This window comes from Bacillus sp. PAMC28748, assembly GCF_014250415.1.
Classification (GTDB): domain Bacteria; phylum Bacillota; class Bacilli; order Bacillales; family Bacillaceae; genus Bacillus; species Bacillus licheniformis.
Window position 1 is genome coordinate 3,553,855 of the sequence record NZ_CP060192.1, and the last position, 14,928, is coordinate 3,568,782.

17 protein-coding genes are annotated in these 14,928 nt (G+C 47.8%); all 17 read right to left on the reverse strand.

Translation table 11 applies throughout. The features are described 5' to 3' along the window. Window positions 1–15 precede the first annotated feature (15 nt). The 17 genes from hisC to folE all read right to left on the reverse strand — a co-directional run bounded on the left by hisC (window position 16) and on the right by folE (window position 14,907). Window positions 16–1,098, reverse strand: coding sequence for a histidinol-phosphate transaminase (hisC, locus tag H7F26_RS18260; protein WP_011198069.1), 1,083 nt, complete (start codon window positions 1,096–1,098; stop codon window positions 16–18). A gap of 12 nt (window positions 1,099–1,110) precedes the next feature. Further along, window positions 1,111–1,914, reverse strand: coding sequence for a tryptophan synthase subunit alpha (gene trpA, locus H7F26_RS18265; protein ID WP_003182972.1), 804 nt, complete (start codon window positions 1,912–1,914; stop codon window positions 1,111–1,113). Next, on the reverse strand, window positions 1,883–3,109 hold the full coding sequence (trpB, locus tag H7F26_RS18270) for a tryptophan synthase subunit beta (protein WP_003182974.1): 1,227 nt from the start codon (window positions 3,107–3,109) through the stop codon (window positions 1,883–1,885). Before trpB ends, trpA begins: the two co-directional genes overlap by 32 nt. Beyond that, entirely contained in the window at window positions 3,090–3,746 is a 657-nt protein-coding gene (locus H7F26_RS18275; RefSeq protein WP_003182976.1) for a phosphoribosylanthranilate isomerase, read from the reverse strand. The genes trpB and H7F26_RS18275 overlap by 20 nt, the downstream gene beginning before the upstream one ends. Next, entirely contained in the window at window positions 3,746–4,504 is a 759-nt protein-coding gene (trpC, locus tag H7F26_RS18280; protein ID WP_044789889.1) for an indole-3-glycerol phosphate synthase TrpC, read from the reverse strand. Before trpC ends, H7F26_RS18275 begins: the two co-directional genes overlap by 1 nt. Next, window positions 4,497–5,513 (reverse strand): anthranilate phosphoribosyltransferase, encoded by a 1,017-nt coding sequence (gene trpD, locus H7F26_RS18285; RefSeq protein WP_009327998.1) that lies wholly within the window; start codon window positions 5,511–5,513, stop codon window positions 4,497–4,499. The genes trpC and trpD overlap by 8 nt, the downstream gene beginning before the upstream one ends. Then, window positions 5,485–7,032 (reverse strand): anthranilate synthase component I, encoded by a 1,548-nt coding sequence (gene trpE, locus H7F26_RS18290; protein ID WP_044789888.1) that lies wholly within the window; start codon window positions 7,030–7,032, stop codon window positions 5,485–5,487. The genes trpD and trpE overlap by 29 nt, the downstream gene beginning before the upstream one ends. A gap of 245 nt (window positions 7,033–7,277) precedes the next feature. Continuing rightward, window positions 7,278–7,661 carry a chorismate mutase gene (gene aroH / locus H7F26_RS18295; RefSeq protein ID WP_003182984.1) on the reverse strand — a complete coding sequence of 128 codons (384 nt, stop codon included), beginning with the start codon at window positions 7,659–7,661 and terminating at the stop codon, window positions 7,278–7,280. Then, the gene (gene aroB / locus H7F26_RS18300) at window positions 7,658–8,746 is read right to left on the reverse strand and encodes a 3-dehydroquinate synthase (RefSeq protein ID WP_011198071.1); all 1,089 of its coding nucleotides are present in this window, start codon (window positions 8,744–8,746) and stop codon (window positions 7,658–7,660) included. The genes aroH and aroB overlap by 4 nt, the downstream gene beginning before the upstream one ends. Next, complete coding sequence (aroC, locus tag H7F26_RS18305) at window positions 8,746–9,918, reverse strand: chorismate synthase (protein ID WP_003182989.1); 1,173 nt, start codon at window positions 9,916–9,918, stop codon at window positions 8,746–8,748. The genes aroB and aroC overlap by 1 nt, the downstream gene beginning before the upstream one ends. 71 nt (window positions 9,919–9,989) lie before the next feature. Continuing rightward, window positions 9,990–10,757: a CheR family methyltransferase gene (locus H7F26_RS18310; protein ID WP_011198072.1), complete on the reverse strand. Its 768-nt coding sequence runs from the start codon at window positions 10,755–10,757 to the stop codon at window positions 9,990–9,992. Between the two features lie 139 nt (window positions 10,758–10,896). After that, window positions 10,897–11,343, reverse strand: a complete 447-nt coding sequence (ndk, locus tag H7F26_RS18315; RefSeq protein ID WP_003182994.1) for a nucleoside-diphosphate kinase — start codon at window positions 11,341–11,343, stop codon at window positions 10,897–10,899. A 124-nt stretch (window positions 11,344–11,467) separates the two neighbouring features. Beyond that, the gene (hepT, locus tag H7F26_RS18320; RefSeq protein WP_003182996.1) at window positions 11,468–12,430 is read right to left on the reverse strand and encodes a heptaprenyl diphosphate synthase component II; all 963 of its coding nucleotides are present in this window, start codon (window positions 12,428–12,430) and stop codon (window positions 11,468–11,470) included. A 29-nt stretch (window positions 12,431–12,459) separates the two neighbouring features. Beyond that, complete coding sequence (locus H7F26_RS18325; protein WP_003182998.1) at window positions 12,460–13,158, reverse strand: demethylmenaquinone methyltransferase; 699 nt, start codon at window positions 13,156–13,158, stop codon at window positions 12,460–12,462. Window positions 13,159–13,160: 2 nt separating this feature from the next. Then, a complete protein-coding gene (locus tag H7F26_RS18330) occupies window positions 13,161–13,937 on the reverse strand; it encodes a heptaprenyl diphosphate synthase component 1 (protein WP_003183000.1) in 777 nt (258 codons plus the stop codon). A 142-nt stretch (window positions 13,938–14,079) separates the two neighbouring features. Then, window positions 14,080–14,310, reverse strand: coding sequence for a trp RNA-binding attenuation protein MtrB (gene mtrB / locus H7F26_RS18335; protein ID WP_011198073.1), 231 nt, complete (start codon window positions 14,308–14,310; stop codon window positions 14,080–14,082). 27 nt (window positions 14,311–14,337) lie between these two features. Further along, complete coding sequence (gene folE / locus H7F26_RS18340; RefSeq protein WP_003183004.1) at window positions 14,338–14,907, reverse strand: GTP cyclohydrolase I FolE; 570 nt, start codon at window positions 14,905–14,907, stop codon at window positions 14,338–14,340. Window positions 14,908–14,928: the final 21 nt, after the last annotated feature.

Genomic DNA, 14,928 nt, shown 5'->3' on the forward strand with positions numbered 1-14,928 from the left:
CTGAATCATCACCTCTTACAACATGCCGGCTAACGTTTTCAAAAAGCCTTCGTTCTGTTCCTTCGTACCGACCGATATTCTAAGGAACGTCGGAAAGCCGAGCGCATTCCCGGATCTGACGATATAGCCTTTTTTCAGCAGCTCTGAGAAAAGTTCGTCTGCATCCCGTTTAAAATCAATCAGCACAAAGTTCGTTTGTGAAGGATAGTAATTTAGCCCGTGCTCATCACAGAAATCGTAGTACTGTTTGAGCCCTTCATTGTTTTTTCTCACACAGTCGTGGATAAATGCCTGATCGCCGAGGGCGGCAAGCGCGGCCGCCTGGCCGAGCCGGTTTGTATTAAACGGCTGTCTCGCCGGCTCAATCGCCTGAATCAGCTGTTCAGAAGCAATCCCGTAGCCCACCCTTAAAGACGCCAAACCGTAGGCTTTTGAGAACGTCCTGAGAATCATCAGGTTCGGAAAGCGCTCCAGAAGCGGGATGGTCTCGGGGTAGTCTTCAGCCGTTACGTATTCGTAATAAGCTTCATCAACGACAGCAAGGACATGTTCCGGCACTTTTTCAAGGAAACGGATCAAGTTGCGGCCGGATTCATACGTTCCGGTCGGATTGTTCGGGCTGCAAACCCAGACAACCTTCGTCTGTTCATCGATCGCCTTCAGCATTGCATCAAGGTCGTGGCAGCCGTTTTCGAGCAGGCCGACTTCTCTGACTTCCGCTCCTTCGATGACAGCGTTGTGCTTGTATTGTGAAAATGTCGGATTCGCCATTACAGTGTTTGAGGCAGGGTCCAACAAAGAACGGGAAATAATTTGAATGACTTCGTCCGTTCCGTTTCCCAGGATGATGTTCGTTTCATTTACGCCGAGATGGGAGGCAAGCTTTGTTCTCAATGCCGCACTATAGCCGTCAGGATAGAGAGCCATTTGCTGCACCTCAATCTGGAGGGCTTCCTTTGCCGCTTCTGAACAGCCGTAAGGATTCTCATTTGAAGCGAGCTTGACGACCCGGTCGAGGTTGAACTCTTTTTTGACCTCTTCAATCGGTTTGCCCGGCTGGTAAGGCGTTAATTGTTTTAACTGTTCTTTAATTTGCAACATTCTGTCACCTCATTTTACCATGTACGATCCGCTAAATGTCTTAGCGTATGCCTCAAACGCCTTTAAGGCTTGTTCCCTTGTCTCAGGGGCGACGAGTTCGTCTTTCAGCTCCTCGATCTTTCTGACAAGGGCGCTTCCCACGACAACGCCGTCCGCCAGTTCATTCATCATCTCCACTTGTTTGGAGCTGGAAATCCCAAACCCGACGGCAACCGGGACGGAGCTCATTCCTTTAACAGACCTGATAAATGAAGAAACAGAATCTTCGAATTCATTGCGCACACCTGTGACACCGAGCGAAGAAACGCAATACACAAAACCTTCCGCCTGCTGCGTTATTTTTTGAATGCGCGATTCGCTTGTCGGCGCGACCAGCGAAATATAGGTAATCCCGTGTTTTTTACACTGCTGCTGCAAATATACGCTTTCCTCAAAAGGAAGGTCCGGTACAAGGAGTCCGTCTAGCTGATTTTGTCGCAGTAAAGCGAAAAAGTGATCTGTATCTAATTGTAACACAGGATTATAATACGTAAAGAGAATAATCGGAATATGGACGCCGTTTTTTTTCATTTCACCGCCAAGCCTGATCGCTTTTACGATGTTCATATCGTTGTCAAGCGCCCTTTTTGATGCGCGCTGAATCACCGGGCCGTCAGCGAGCGGATCAGAATACGGAACCCCGAGTTCAAGGGCGGACGCTCCCGCCTCTTGAAGAGATTTTGCCAGCTCGATCGAGATTTCTGGCAGCGGGTCTCCCGCTGTAATAAACGGAACAAATAGCTTATCGGACGGCTGTTTTTTCAGATTGAACATCTTGATTCACCTCTTCTTCCAACACCTTCATCAAGGTATGGACGTCTTTGTCTCCCCTGCCTGAAAGGCAGACGAGAACGCTTTTCTCTCTCGGCAGTTCTTTAGCGATTTCAAATGCTTTTGCCAATGCATGGGCGGATTCAATAGCCGGCAAAATGCCCTCAGTCTCTGTCAGCAGCCTTAATGCCGAGACCGCTTCATCATCTGTGACAGATTCATACGTGACGCGCCCTGTTTGATGAAGATGGGCGTGCTCGGGGCCGACTCCCGGATAATCAAGTCCGGCTGAGATGGAATAAGGCTCGATGATCTGTCCGTACTCGTCTTGAATCAAGTAGGTCAAAGAACCGTGGATGACGCCTTTTGTACCCTTTGTGATCGTGGCCGCATGAAGAGGTGTGTCAACACCTTTTCCCGCAGCTTCGACTCCGATCAGTTCAACAGTTTCTTCAATGAACGCGCTGAACATCCCGATCGCATTGCTTCCGCCTCCGACACAGGCGACAACTTTATCGGGGAGGCTTTGCTCCAATTGATAAAACTGCGCTTTCGCCTCTTCGCCGATCATCCGTTGAAATTCGCGGACGATATAAGGATACGGATGCGGCCCGACGACGGAACCGATCATGTAAAAATGGTCCTGGCAATGCTGAACCCAGTAGCGGATCGCTTCGTTTGTAGCATCTTTTAATGTCCCGTTTCCGCTTGACACCGGGACGACCTCCGCTCCCAAGAGCTTCATCCGGAACACGTTCAGCGATTGTCTGGCAACATCTTCCTCCCCCATGAAGACGATGCATGATAAGCCGAACTTCGCGGCGACAGTCGCCGCCGCCACACCGTGCTGGCCTGCACCGGTTTCAGCAATGAGCTTTGTTTTTCCCATTTTCTTGGCCAGGAGCGCCTGGCCGAGGGCATTGTTGATTTTGTGGGCGCCTGTATGGTTTAAATCTTCTCTTTTTAAGTAAATCTTCGCTCCGCCCAGCTGCTTAGTGAGCTGGTCTGCGAACGTCAAAGCCGTCGGCCTGCCTGAGTAGTCATTTAAAAGCTTTTGATAATCCTTTTGAAATGAAGGGTCGTCTTTCAGTTCAAGAAACGCTTTTTCGATTTCTTCCAAAGGCTGCATGAGTGTTTCCGGGACGAATTTCCCGCCAAAATCACCAAACCTGCCTTGTTCATTCGGATATGAATACATGTTCGAACATCCTTTCTTCTAAAAGGCTGATCAGCTTTTCGCTTTTTCTGCCTCTTTCTTCGATTCCGCTTGCCAAGTCGATTCCCGGCGGACGCCGCTTTAAAAGATCTGCGATTGTGTCCGGGTTCACGCCTCCGGCGATAAACAGGCGCTTGCCTTCTCTTTGGGCTGCATCTATATACAGCGGGACGCTGTCCCACGAAAACGAAACACCCGTTCCCCCTCTCATCCCTTTGACAGACGAGTCGATGACATACCCGTCGATGTAAGGTGCGAAAGAAGCCATGCTCTGTACGGTATCATTCCCGTGAGGGAGCGCCTTCCATATCTCGCAGTCTGTCATGCTTTTAAGCCGCTTGATGTCTGCCGCCGTTTCATCTCCGTGAAGCTGGATCACGTCCAAGCCTGCATCTTTTACGATTTCAGCCATTCGGCTCATGTTTTCATTAACAAAAACGCCGACAAGCTTTTTACCTGGCGTATCCGTTTCGCCGCACCACCGTTTCACATCCGCCGGGTCTACCGACCGTTTGCTTTCGGCGAAAATAAATCCGAGATAATCGGCTTTCGAGCGGGCTGTCACCTTTAAATCTTCCAATGAATGAATCCCGCAATATTTTAGACTCGGTTTCTTCATCAGCCGTCCTCTCCGAATAACGCATAGACAGCCTTCAGCTGTGACGTCTCTCTCATCAGCGATTCGCCGACAAGCACGGCTTGGGCTCCGCACGTTTTTACAAAAGTCAGGTCTTCCGATTTTCCGATGCCGCTTTCGCTGATGAGAACGGTCCCCGGCGGAACGAGCTTCGCCATTCGCTCCGTTTGTCCGACGGTCGTTTCAAAGTTTTTTAGATTTCGATTGTTTACGCCGATGATTTCGGGTGTAAAGACATTTAAAATGCCCTCAAGCGTCTCTTCGCCATGTACTTCGACGAGCACATCCATGCCTTTTTCAACGGCTTGCTGATAGAGTTCAAACAGCTTTTGCGGTTCAAGCGCTTCACCGATCAGCAGGATCGCATCCGCTCCGATGCGGTCCGCTTCTTCAACCTGAATGGAATCAATGATAAAATCCTTGCGCAGCACAGGCAGGGAAACCGAGCGTTTCACATCTGACAAATAACTGTTCTTCCCTTGAAAAAAAGGTGTATCTGTCAGAACAGACAAACAATCGGCTTTAGCCTGTTCGTATTGTTTTGCGATCTTGACGGGCTCAAAATCCTCCTGAATCACGCCTTTTGACGGAGAAGCTTTTTTCACCTCCGCAATTAAAGCGACAAACCGGTTCGGAGAAAGGAGCGCTTTTTTAAATGACCGCTTTGGCAGTTTTAAATCTTCCGGCAGCTTGATCTTTAGGATGTCTTCTCGTTTTCTATCAATAATTTGATTAAGCATACAACTCTTCCTCTTTCTGTTTTAATCGCTCCAGCTGATTGAGCGCTTCACCGCCAGCAACAGCTTCTAAAGCGAGCGCAACGCCCTCTTTTAAATCCGCTGCCTGTTCTGCGACGTATAAAGCGGCTCCGGCATTAAACGCTGCGATATGAACAGCCGAGTCCGGACCGCGGTTTTTCAAAATATCGACGATCAGACGGCCGCTTTCTTCAGGCGTCGCCACCTGAATGTCTCTCAGCCTTCCGAGAGGCAGTCCAACATCGCCCGGCTCGACGGTGTATTCGTATGTTTTGCCGCCTTTCAGTTCAATTACATCTGTCGGCGATGTGATCGACAGTTCATCAAGACCGTCCCGGCTCGAAACAAACAATACGTGTTCCGGTTCAAACGCTTCAAGAGCGCGGGCCATAAGCTTTGCTTTTTCGATCGAGTAGACGCCGATCACCTGGCGTTTGGCCTTCATCGGGTTGCTGAGCGGGCCGAGCAGATTGAATACGGTTCTAAAAGCCAGATCCTTCCTCGCGCCTGCCACGTGCTTCATGGAAGAGTGATAGCTTGGCGCATACAGGAATCCCATATTTCGGCGTTCAATGCTCTTAATCGTTTCTTCAGGCGACGTCTGAATAGAAACGCCGAGATATTCGAGAACGTCAGCGCTCCCGCTTTTTGAAGAAACGGATCGATTACCGTGTTTTGCGATTTTTGCCCCGGCTGATGAAGCGATGATCGCAGCCGCTGTGGAAATGTTGAAGGTGGAGCTTCCGTCTCCTCCGGTTCCGCACGTATCAACAACATGTTCCGGTCCGTCTATTGTATGCGCCTGCTCCCGCATGGCTCTGACAAATCCCGTAATCTCTTCAGCCGTTTCTCCCCTGTAGGCGAGAACGGACAGGAGGCCTCCGATTTCCGCAGCGCTCAGCGAGCCGGTCATCATGTCGCGCATGATGCTGTGTGCCTCGGTTTCATTCAGTGTCCGTCCGTTAACGCATGATTTCAGCAGTTCGTTCATTGCCGTCCTCCCCCTTTTCGAGAAACGTTTCTTCTGCGATTTGAATCGTTTTTAACAGAGCCCCTGCTTTATTGCAGGTCTCTTCCCATTCTTTTTCAGGCACGGAGTCGGCTACGATGCCCGCCCCGGCCTGAATGGACGCCACTCCGTTTTTCACGCTCATCGTCCGGATCGTGATGCACGAATCGATATTTCCGTCAAATCCGATATAAGCAATGCATCCTCCGTATGTTTCCCTCGGTTCGGGCTCAAGCTCATTTAAAAGCTGAATCGCGCGGATTTTCGGAGCGCCGGTCAAAGTTCCGGCCGGAAATGCGCTCATTAAAGCGTCAACCGGGTGGACACCCGCTTTTAAAGTGCCGGTTACGATCGAAATGATGTGCATGACGTGCGAAAAGGAAACGATTTTCGTAAACTCGGGCACTTGGACAGACCCGTACTCAGCTACTCTGCCGATATCATTTCTCGCCAAATCGACAAGCATGTAATGCTCCGCTTTTTCTTTCTCATCAGCCAATAGTTCTCTTTCAAGCCGCTTATCCTCAGCCTGATCACCGCCCCTTTTCCTTGTGCCGGCGATCGGATGGATTTCAAGATGGCCGTTTTGAACATGGATCAGACGTTCGGGCGAGCTTCCGACGAGATCGCGGTCAGGAAGCCTCATGTAGTACATGTACGGGGACGGGTTGATCATTCTCAGCACTCTGTATAACTCAAAAGAACCGACCTTCACCGGAATGTCGAACCTTTGCGAAAGGACGCCTTGAAAAATGTCTCCCGCTTTAATGTATTCTTTCAAGCGATCGACATCGGCCAAAAACCGGGATTTCTCATATGTTGATTGAATCCCTTCAAAGCTGGGGGCCGTGTGCCGTCCTTGCGGAAGAAACAGCTCTTTCGGCGTTTTCCGGTCTGACAGCCTTTGTGTAAGCTGCTTGAGCTCTTCTTTCCCCTTTTTGAAAATGCGGCGCTTTTCCTCCCTATTTTCACTGCCTTCAAGCCTTGTATAGTGGATGAAATGCAGCTTTTTCAGTTCGTGATCATAAGCGATCATCGTCCGGCAGACAAACAGGAGGCATTTTGCCATTTCCGTTTCTTTGCTGTGCCCTTTGATGGACGGTTCAATGAGCGGCATTAAATCGTAGCTTAAATAGCCGACCGCTCCTCCTGTAAACGGGATGTCGAGCTCAGGCGCTTTGATCGAATACGTCTCCGACATCCATTCGAGAACGTCTTTTAACTGTGAAGCCGAATAAAGCTTCTTCTGCTTTTGATCGCAGGCGTGAAACCGGCCGCGTTCTTCTTTGATCGTCAAAAAGGGGTCAAGGCCGATGAAAGAATATCTTGACCATGCAGAGGTTTCATCCTGGCTTTCCAGCAAATAGACGATGTCTTCCTGCAGCTTCTCGACCAATTGAACGGGCGTCAGCGTATCGACGGAAAAACTCTCAATAATCGGTATCGTTTTAAAGTGTGAAGAATCCTCTGAAAAAGAGGCAAAATCGGTTTGCAGACTCAACTATCTCTCACTCCCTTTCAGGCGGAGAGAATGAGAAGAAGGCCTTTAGAGGACAAATGATTGAATTGACGAGGGGAAAACGAAACAAACCCAAAAGAACAGCGTCTTTTGGGTAGAATGAATAAACGTTTTGTCTCAACTCAGCTCATCTCAACTCATTCTCAATCTACCCTAGTCTCATACTCAGCTTTTCTAAACTAAAACCCATACACACTCCTGTGTATTTCAAGGTTTCTACAATCGTATTACAATTCAGTATTTTTTGTCAATGATAAATCAGGTCTGAGCGTTACTGCATTTTCCAAATAAACATGGCGGACTTCATCCTGCCGCATATCCGTCTGTACCGTCATCATCACTCTGATGCATTTTTTAAGGCCGTGTTCAACATCCATTTCCTGCATGCACATGACGGGCACATGCTGCCAGCCGTCAAACGTTCTGACGACCTTCGCGGGAAAAGCAGCGTGTATATCGGAAGTAGCAGAAATTAAGATCTGTACGACTTGTTCAGGTTTGAGTCGATTTTCATCGATCATTTTTCCGATCAGCTGCTTCGTCCGCTCCGTAATGTCTTTTTCTGTATCCCGGTCAATGGTCGTCGCTCCCCGAATACCGCGCATCATCATTTGTCTCCCTCCAATCTCCACATATTCAGCCATCGTTCGATTTCTTCGGCTTTAAAGGAGTGCAGCCGCACACTGCCGATCTTATCCAGAAGGACAAACTGAATGATGCCTCCGCGTGTTTTTTTATCGTTCATCATTCGATAGATAAGGGCTTCTGTTGAAACTTCGCGTTTCACGCTTTCCGGATAGCCGAGATTTTTCAGCCAGGCGGCGATTTTCGTACGGTCAACAGGACAATTCAGCACCTTCTCGCTGACAAACAAAGCAAATTGCATGCCTAAAGCGACGGCATCGCCATGGGTGATCTCTCCGTAGCCGTATTCGGCTTCAACGGCGTGGCCAAGCGTATGCCCGAAGTTCAAATAGGCCCTGATTCCCTGTTCGCGTTCGTCTTGTGAGACAACTTCCGCTTTAATCGAAATGCCTTTGTAAACCATTTCACTGAGCTGGCCGGTCGTAATCGCTTCTATTGAATCAAGTTTAAGCAATTCGTTCAAGAAAGATTCATCACGGATAAATGCGTGCTTAATGACTTCCGCAAGACCTGAACGCATTTCTTTTTCCGGAAGCGTGCTCAGGCATTCGGTGTCATATACCACCGCCTTCGGCTGATGAAAAGCGCCGATTAAGTTTTTTCCGAGCGGGTGATTAATGGCCACTTTCCCTCCGACTGCGCTGTCATGAGACAGCAGAGTCGTTGGGAATTGCACATAATCGATGCCCCTCATAAAAGTTGAAGCGACGAATCCTGCAAGATCGCCGACAACACCGCCGCCCAGCGCCACAATGCATGACGAGCGGTCAAGGTGAAATTGAATGGCTTCCGTCTGGAGCTTCATAAACATATCGATGGATTTGGCCTGCTCGCCGCTTGGCACCGCAACCTTTTTGACGGGCCATTTGCTGCGGAGAAGACTGAACAGCTCTTCTCCATAGCGTTTATCAACTTCTTCGTCGGTGATCAAAAGCAGTTTCGTCATCGGAAGGTTCAAGGATGACAAAAGCTCTGCCGCGTTTTTTCTAATGCCTCCCCCGATGAATACCGGGTAGGACAAAGAAGCGGTTTCGATTTGAAGTGATTTCATTAAAACTCCCTCGCAAGCTTTCTCATTTTCTCAACATTTTCAGCGATCCGGTCCATTTGGTCAACGCCAAACTGCTCGACGATCGCATTTGCGATTTCCCATGCAACAACCGCTTCAGCCACCACGCTTGCGGCAGGGACAGCGCAGGAGTCGGAACGCTCGATGCTCGCTGTAAACGGCTCTTTTGTCTCGATATCAACGCTTTTAAGCGGTTTGTATAACGTTGGAATCGGCTTCATCACACCTCTGACGACAATCGGCATTCCCGTTGTCATTCCGCCTTCAAGACCGCCGAGACGGTTTGTTGCCCGCGTATAGCCTTTTTCTTCGTCCCAGATGATTTCGTCATGGACTTCACTGCCGTTTTTGCGTGCGGCTTCAAAGCCGATGCCGAATTCAACCCCTTTAAAAGCATTGATGCTCAGTACGGCGGCTGCAAGCTTGCTGTCGAGTTTTCGGTCGTAATGGACATAGCTGCCGACTCCTACCGGCACCCCTTCAACTATCACCTCGACGATTCCGCCGATCGAATCCCCATTTGCTTTTGCTTCATCGATCGCGTCCATCATTTTCCTGCCCGCTTCTTCGTCATAGCATCTGACAGGGGACTCTTCGGTTACTTTTTTCAAGTTTTCGATAGATTCGTAATTTGTTTTTTCAGCTTTTACTCCGCCGATCTCCAGCACGTGGCCGGCCACTTGAATGCCGAGCTGGGAAAGGATCTTTTTGGCGACGGCTCCTGCCGCTACACGGACGGTCGTTTCTCTGGCAGATGAACGTTCAAGCACGTTGCGCATGTCTCTGTGCCCGTATTTGATCGCGCCGTTCAAATCGGCGTGCCCCGGTCTCGGCCTTGAAATCTGTCGTTTCATTTCGCTTTCTTCTTCAGCCGTGATCGGCTCTGAACCCATGATTTTCGTCCAGTGTTTCCAGTCATTGTTTTCGACGACGAGAGCGATCGGCGATCCAAGAGAACGCCCGTGTCTTACACCGCTTGTGATCCGCGCCTGGTCTTTTTCGATTTGCATCCGGCGTCCGCGGCCGTGGCCTTTTTGACGTCTTTGAAGCTCGTAATCGATGTCTTCTTTTGTGATATAAAGCCCCGCTGGGACTCCTTCGATAATTGTCGTAAGCTGCGGACCGTGAGATTCACCGGCTGTTAAATACCTCATGCTTTCGTTCTCCCTTCATCACATTAACGCTTTTAAGTAAAACTATAACATAACCCTTTATAAAAAGTCAGCTAACTTTTTTGATAGAAAAACGTATCTGTCGATTGAAAACCGTATTTTTCCGGATTGAAGATCTGTTCCGTGCTTCCGACAAACAAAATCCCCTTATTCTTCAGGCTGCCGCTGAACTTATGATAGATCTTCTCTTTTGCTTCCTCCGTAAAATAAATGAGCACATTGCGGCATACGATGATATCAAAATCTTTCTCATACGGATCAGCCAGTAAATTGTGCTTTTGAAAGCGGATGTTTTTCCTGATCTCGTCTTTGACTTTAAAGCGGTTTCCGTCTTGCGTAAAATAAAGTTCTTTCATCTCTTTCGGCACTTCCTGCAGGGACCTTTCCTGATATACGCCTTCTTTCGCTTTCTGAAGGACTTTGTCATCGATATCTGTTGCGATAATCTGATAGTCTGTGAGGCCTTTCTGTCTGCTTAAAATCATTGATAATGTATAAGGCTCTTCCCCGGTTGAACAAGCCGCGCTCCAAACTTTCAGCGTTTTCGCAGGCTTTAAAAGCGGCAGGATCGTTTTTTCGAGAACCTCCCACCTCTTATAGTTTCTGTAAAATTCTGAAACATTGATTGTCATTCTGTCCAATGTTTCCTGCAGAAGAGCTTCATTCTTTTCTAAAGCGAGCGCAAACTCGCGGAAATCGCCGTATCCTTTTTTCTCATATAGAGACGTCAGTCTTCTTTTCATTTGCGCCTCTTTGTACAATGCCAAATCCACACCAGTCATTTTTTTCCATTTATCAACAAAGAAACTGTAATTGTCCATGTTTTCTCTCCTAATCGTCGTGCTGATATGAGTACAATTATAGCTTGTTTTCTTTTAAATTTGTATCTTTAAAAGAAAAAAGCCCGCCCGCCGGCAGCCATTCTATTCCATATAAAAAAATCAGCTTTTCAGCTGATTTTTAGTAAATCCATTGATTCATTAATTTCTCGTCTTCAACAAGTTCGTCCTCTTTAAAAAACAAGTTGATTTCGCGTGCTGCACTTTCAGGAGAATCTGAACCGTGAATGATATTTTTTCCGACAAACATGCCGAAGTCTCCGCGGATTGTACCTGGAAGCGCTTCCTTAGGGTTCGTCTTCCCGATCAGCTGTCTGGCGACCGCGATTGCGTCCTCGCCTTCCCATACCATGGCGAATACCGGGCCTGAAGTAATAAAGTCGACAAGTTCGCCGAAAAACGGTTTCCCGTTATGTTCTTTATAATGCTCGCCTGCCGTCTCTTCTGAGACCTTCATCAGCTTGGCTCCGATTAATTGTAAGCCCTTACGTTCGAATCTTAACAAAATTTCGCCGATCAGCTGACGCTGAACGCCGTCAGGTTTTACCATCACAAAGGTTTTTTCCATAGTCGATTCTCCACCCCGCTAATATGTATAGGCTTTCAACACTACAACAGAAATATAGCATTTTTCAAACAATTAATCAATAAAGGGTGGAGAATATTCATACTTTCGACTCATTTGACGTTTTTTAGAACTTTCGCTTGCCGATGTATTTCGCAATTTGGCCCAGTGCCGTCCGCGCCCGGTTTTTCGGGAGCGTTTCAAGCAGTTCGAAAGCCTTGTTTAAATACATTTCACTGACCCTGAACGATTGTTCAATGGCATCCGTTTTCTTCAGCTCTTCGATCACTGGCTTGATCTGTTCTGGAGTGGTTTCACTGTTGACCAGCATCAGGCGCGCTTTTAGCTCAGGCGATTTCCGTGCATATAATACGGGAAGCGTGACATTCCCCTGAAGCAGATCGCTGCCCACAGGCTTGCCAAGCTCTTTTTCGCTTGAGGTGAAATCGAGGATGTCATCAATAATTTGATAGGACATGCCGACATAATAGCCAAACCAGTACAACGTTTTATGAATGTTTTCACCCGCACCAGCAGCAATGGCTCCAAGCTGGCAGCTCGACGCGATTAGAAGTGCTGTCTTGCGCCTGATTCTTCTCAAATAGGTTCTGAGATTTTGCTCCATATTATATTTATCTTTAATTTGTTCAATTTCTCCAAGACAGACTTCGACAATCGCCTTGGACAAGATTTCATGGGCTTTCGGTTCGTTTATTTTTGTCATCGCTTCAAGTGAGCGAGCGAACAAATAATCACCTGTATACATTGCAATCCGGTTATCCCACTTCGCTTTGATTGTCGGCTGTCCTCTTCTCAGCTCCGCATCATCGATGACATCGTCGTGTACGAGCGAAGCCATATGTATCAATTCCAACGAAACGGCAACATTTTTAATTTTGCTGATGTCGTATTCGCCGAACATGCCGGAAAGCAGGACAAACACGGGACGAATCCTCTTGCCTCCGGCCTGCAGCAAATGCAGGCTCGCTTCACTGAGCAATGGATAGTCGGAGTGCACGGTCTTTTCAAGCTCTTTTTCTATTAATTCAATATCGTCATTCAAAAAAGAATAAAACGTTGTCAATTTCATATCGATTCACCCGAGTATTTCTGTAGTCATCATCGCTTCCAGCCGACATGTGTTGCCGCTACGCCGCCTGTGAACGGATGATATTGAACATTTTTTAATCCAGCCTCTTCAAACAACGCGGCAAGCTCTTTCATACCAGGAAATTCCCTGGCCGATTCCTGAAGCCATGAATACTCCTTGAAGCTTTTGGCAAAGAGCTTTCCAAACATAGGCATAATGAAGCGGAAGTACAGGAAGTATAGCTGTTTGAACCCGAACATTTCAGGCTGGGACGTCTCAAGGCATACAACCTGGCCGCCGGGTTTTACCACGCGCGCCATCTCTTTTAATACGGTTAAATAGTCGGGAACATTGCGAAGCCCGAAGCCGATGGTGACATAGTCGAATGTATTATCCGGGAAGGGCAGTTCCATCGCATTGCCGTGGATCAATTCGATCTGGCTGTAGCTTTCCGTTTTTTGTTCGGCGATGCTCAGCATGTTTTTGCTGAAATCAAGGCCCTTGATTTCCCCTGTCTCTCCTGCCGCATCAGCGAGCGCGATCGTCCAGTCTCCCGTCCCGCAGCAGACGTCAAGCGCTGTGGCTCCTTTTGGAACGTTCATGAGCTGCATCGTTTTGTCGCGCCATTTTTTATGCTGTTTAAAGCTGATGACGGAGTTCATCTGGTCATAATTTTTATAAATCTTTTCAAACACGCCATGTACGCGCTGTTCTTTTGACTGCACCATGATTACCCTTCTTCCACTTTCTGATGATAAGTTCGTTTTTCAGGCCGAATTTCCTGCAGGCGTTTCAGAAGCCATTTTTGGACGGCGGGCTTTTTGGCAAGCGACTGGTTGATCGCAAGCTTGGCTTCTTTATAAGCCGCAGCAGCCAGCTGTCCGCATGAAGCCTGTCCTTCCGGAAACTCTTTCTGTATGATCGTCTCCAGCAGCCGGGAATCTGAAGCTTTTTCTTCGGCCGCAAACCTTTTAAAGACAAGAAAGTCATTGGCGGCTGTTTTCCAGTGAGGCAGGTAAAAGTGGTCGGCGAGATGGTGAAAAAGTGCAGCTTCCACTATGCTGACGCTTTTTTTCAGGCTGTCTGCATCTTTTGCGGAATGGTCGTAAAGCCTGATTTTGTGTTCGTTTATTTCTTTGATGGCCGCAGCGAGCGTCCGAATCATATAAATATCCTTCATACCCGATAACAGCGAGTAGTACATGCCGCTGAAGTAATCACCGGCCAATACGGTCAGCTGGCGGTTTTTATAATCGTCCTGTTTAATTGAAGCTGCGGTCGTGACTTCATCATGGGTATCAAGGGCTGTTTGAACAAGCATCGCCGTTAAGATGTAACTTTCCTTGTCAGCTTCTTTTAAATCCGTTTCCTCAAACAGAGCGTAGAAAAGAAACAGCTTATCCTCATCAACTTTCGGCGCAGTCAGATGCTTCGCCAAATATGGATGTGAAAGCTTTTGATTCAGCTTGATTTTCAAATAAGATAATTGTCCGTAGATGTCTTGCAAAGATATCACCCTTGTCCCAAAATTCGCAGTTTTTCTTTTGATTGATTATGTATCTTTTTTGAGCGGAGAAAGTTTAATTATACCATAATATGTTGAAAGATATTGTCTTATGCCACGCGGACGGGCATAAAAAGCCAGCCTGCTATTTTTTCGATTCGCTCTTCATCTCGCCGTTTGCCGTCTGAATAAGGGCCTCGCCCCGGACCTTGATCGCGGAGGTATGCTCGGTAAACTGGCAGATCATCACTTCTCCTTTATCAAGCTTTTCTGAATGATGAAATCTCGTGTCCGTCCCCCTTGTCAGTCCGATCACATTGACGCCGTCTTCAACGGCTTTGATAACGACAAAATCATTCGATTGATTATTGGTCATGTTCATCGCACACCTTCTCATTTTTAATCATGATGTTTTGATAAGCTCCAACACCTCAGAGCGAGCAGCCACATCCTGTCTAAACGTTCCCCTTACAGCTGAAGTGACAGTTTTTGAACCCGGCTTTTTCACGCCGCGCATCGTCATGCACATATGCTCGGCTTCAACAACCACCATTACACCGTGCGGAGTCAGCGTTTCAACAATGCTGTCGGCAATTGTTGACGTAATCCGCTCCTGAAGCTGCGGACGTTTTGCCACCGCTTCAACGGCTCTCGCCAACTTGCTGAGTCCTGTCACTTTTCCGCCTTTAGGGATATAGGCTACATGGGCTTTCCCGTAGAAAGGAACTAAATGGTGCTCACACATTGAATAAAAAGGAATATCTTTAACAAGAACAAGCTCTTCGTGATCCTCGCCGAAAATCGTTTTGAAATGCTCTTTCGGATCTTCGTTTAAACCCGCAAATACTTCAGCGTACATCTTTGCGACTCTTTTCGGTGTATCAAGAAGGCCCTCGCGGTTCGGATCTTCTCCGATCGCCTCCAATATTTGCCGGACGGCTTGTTCAATTTGGTCTTTGTTGATTTCTCTCATTGTTTTATATCCTCCAGAAAC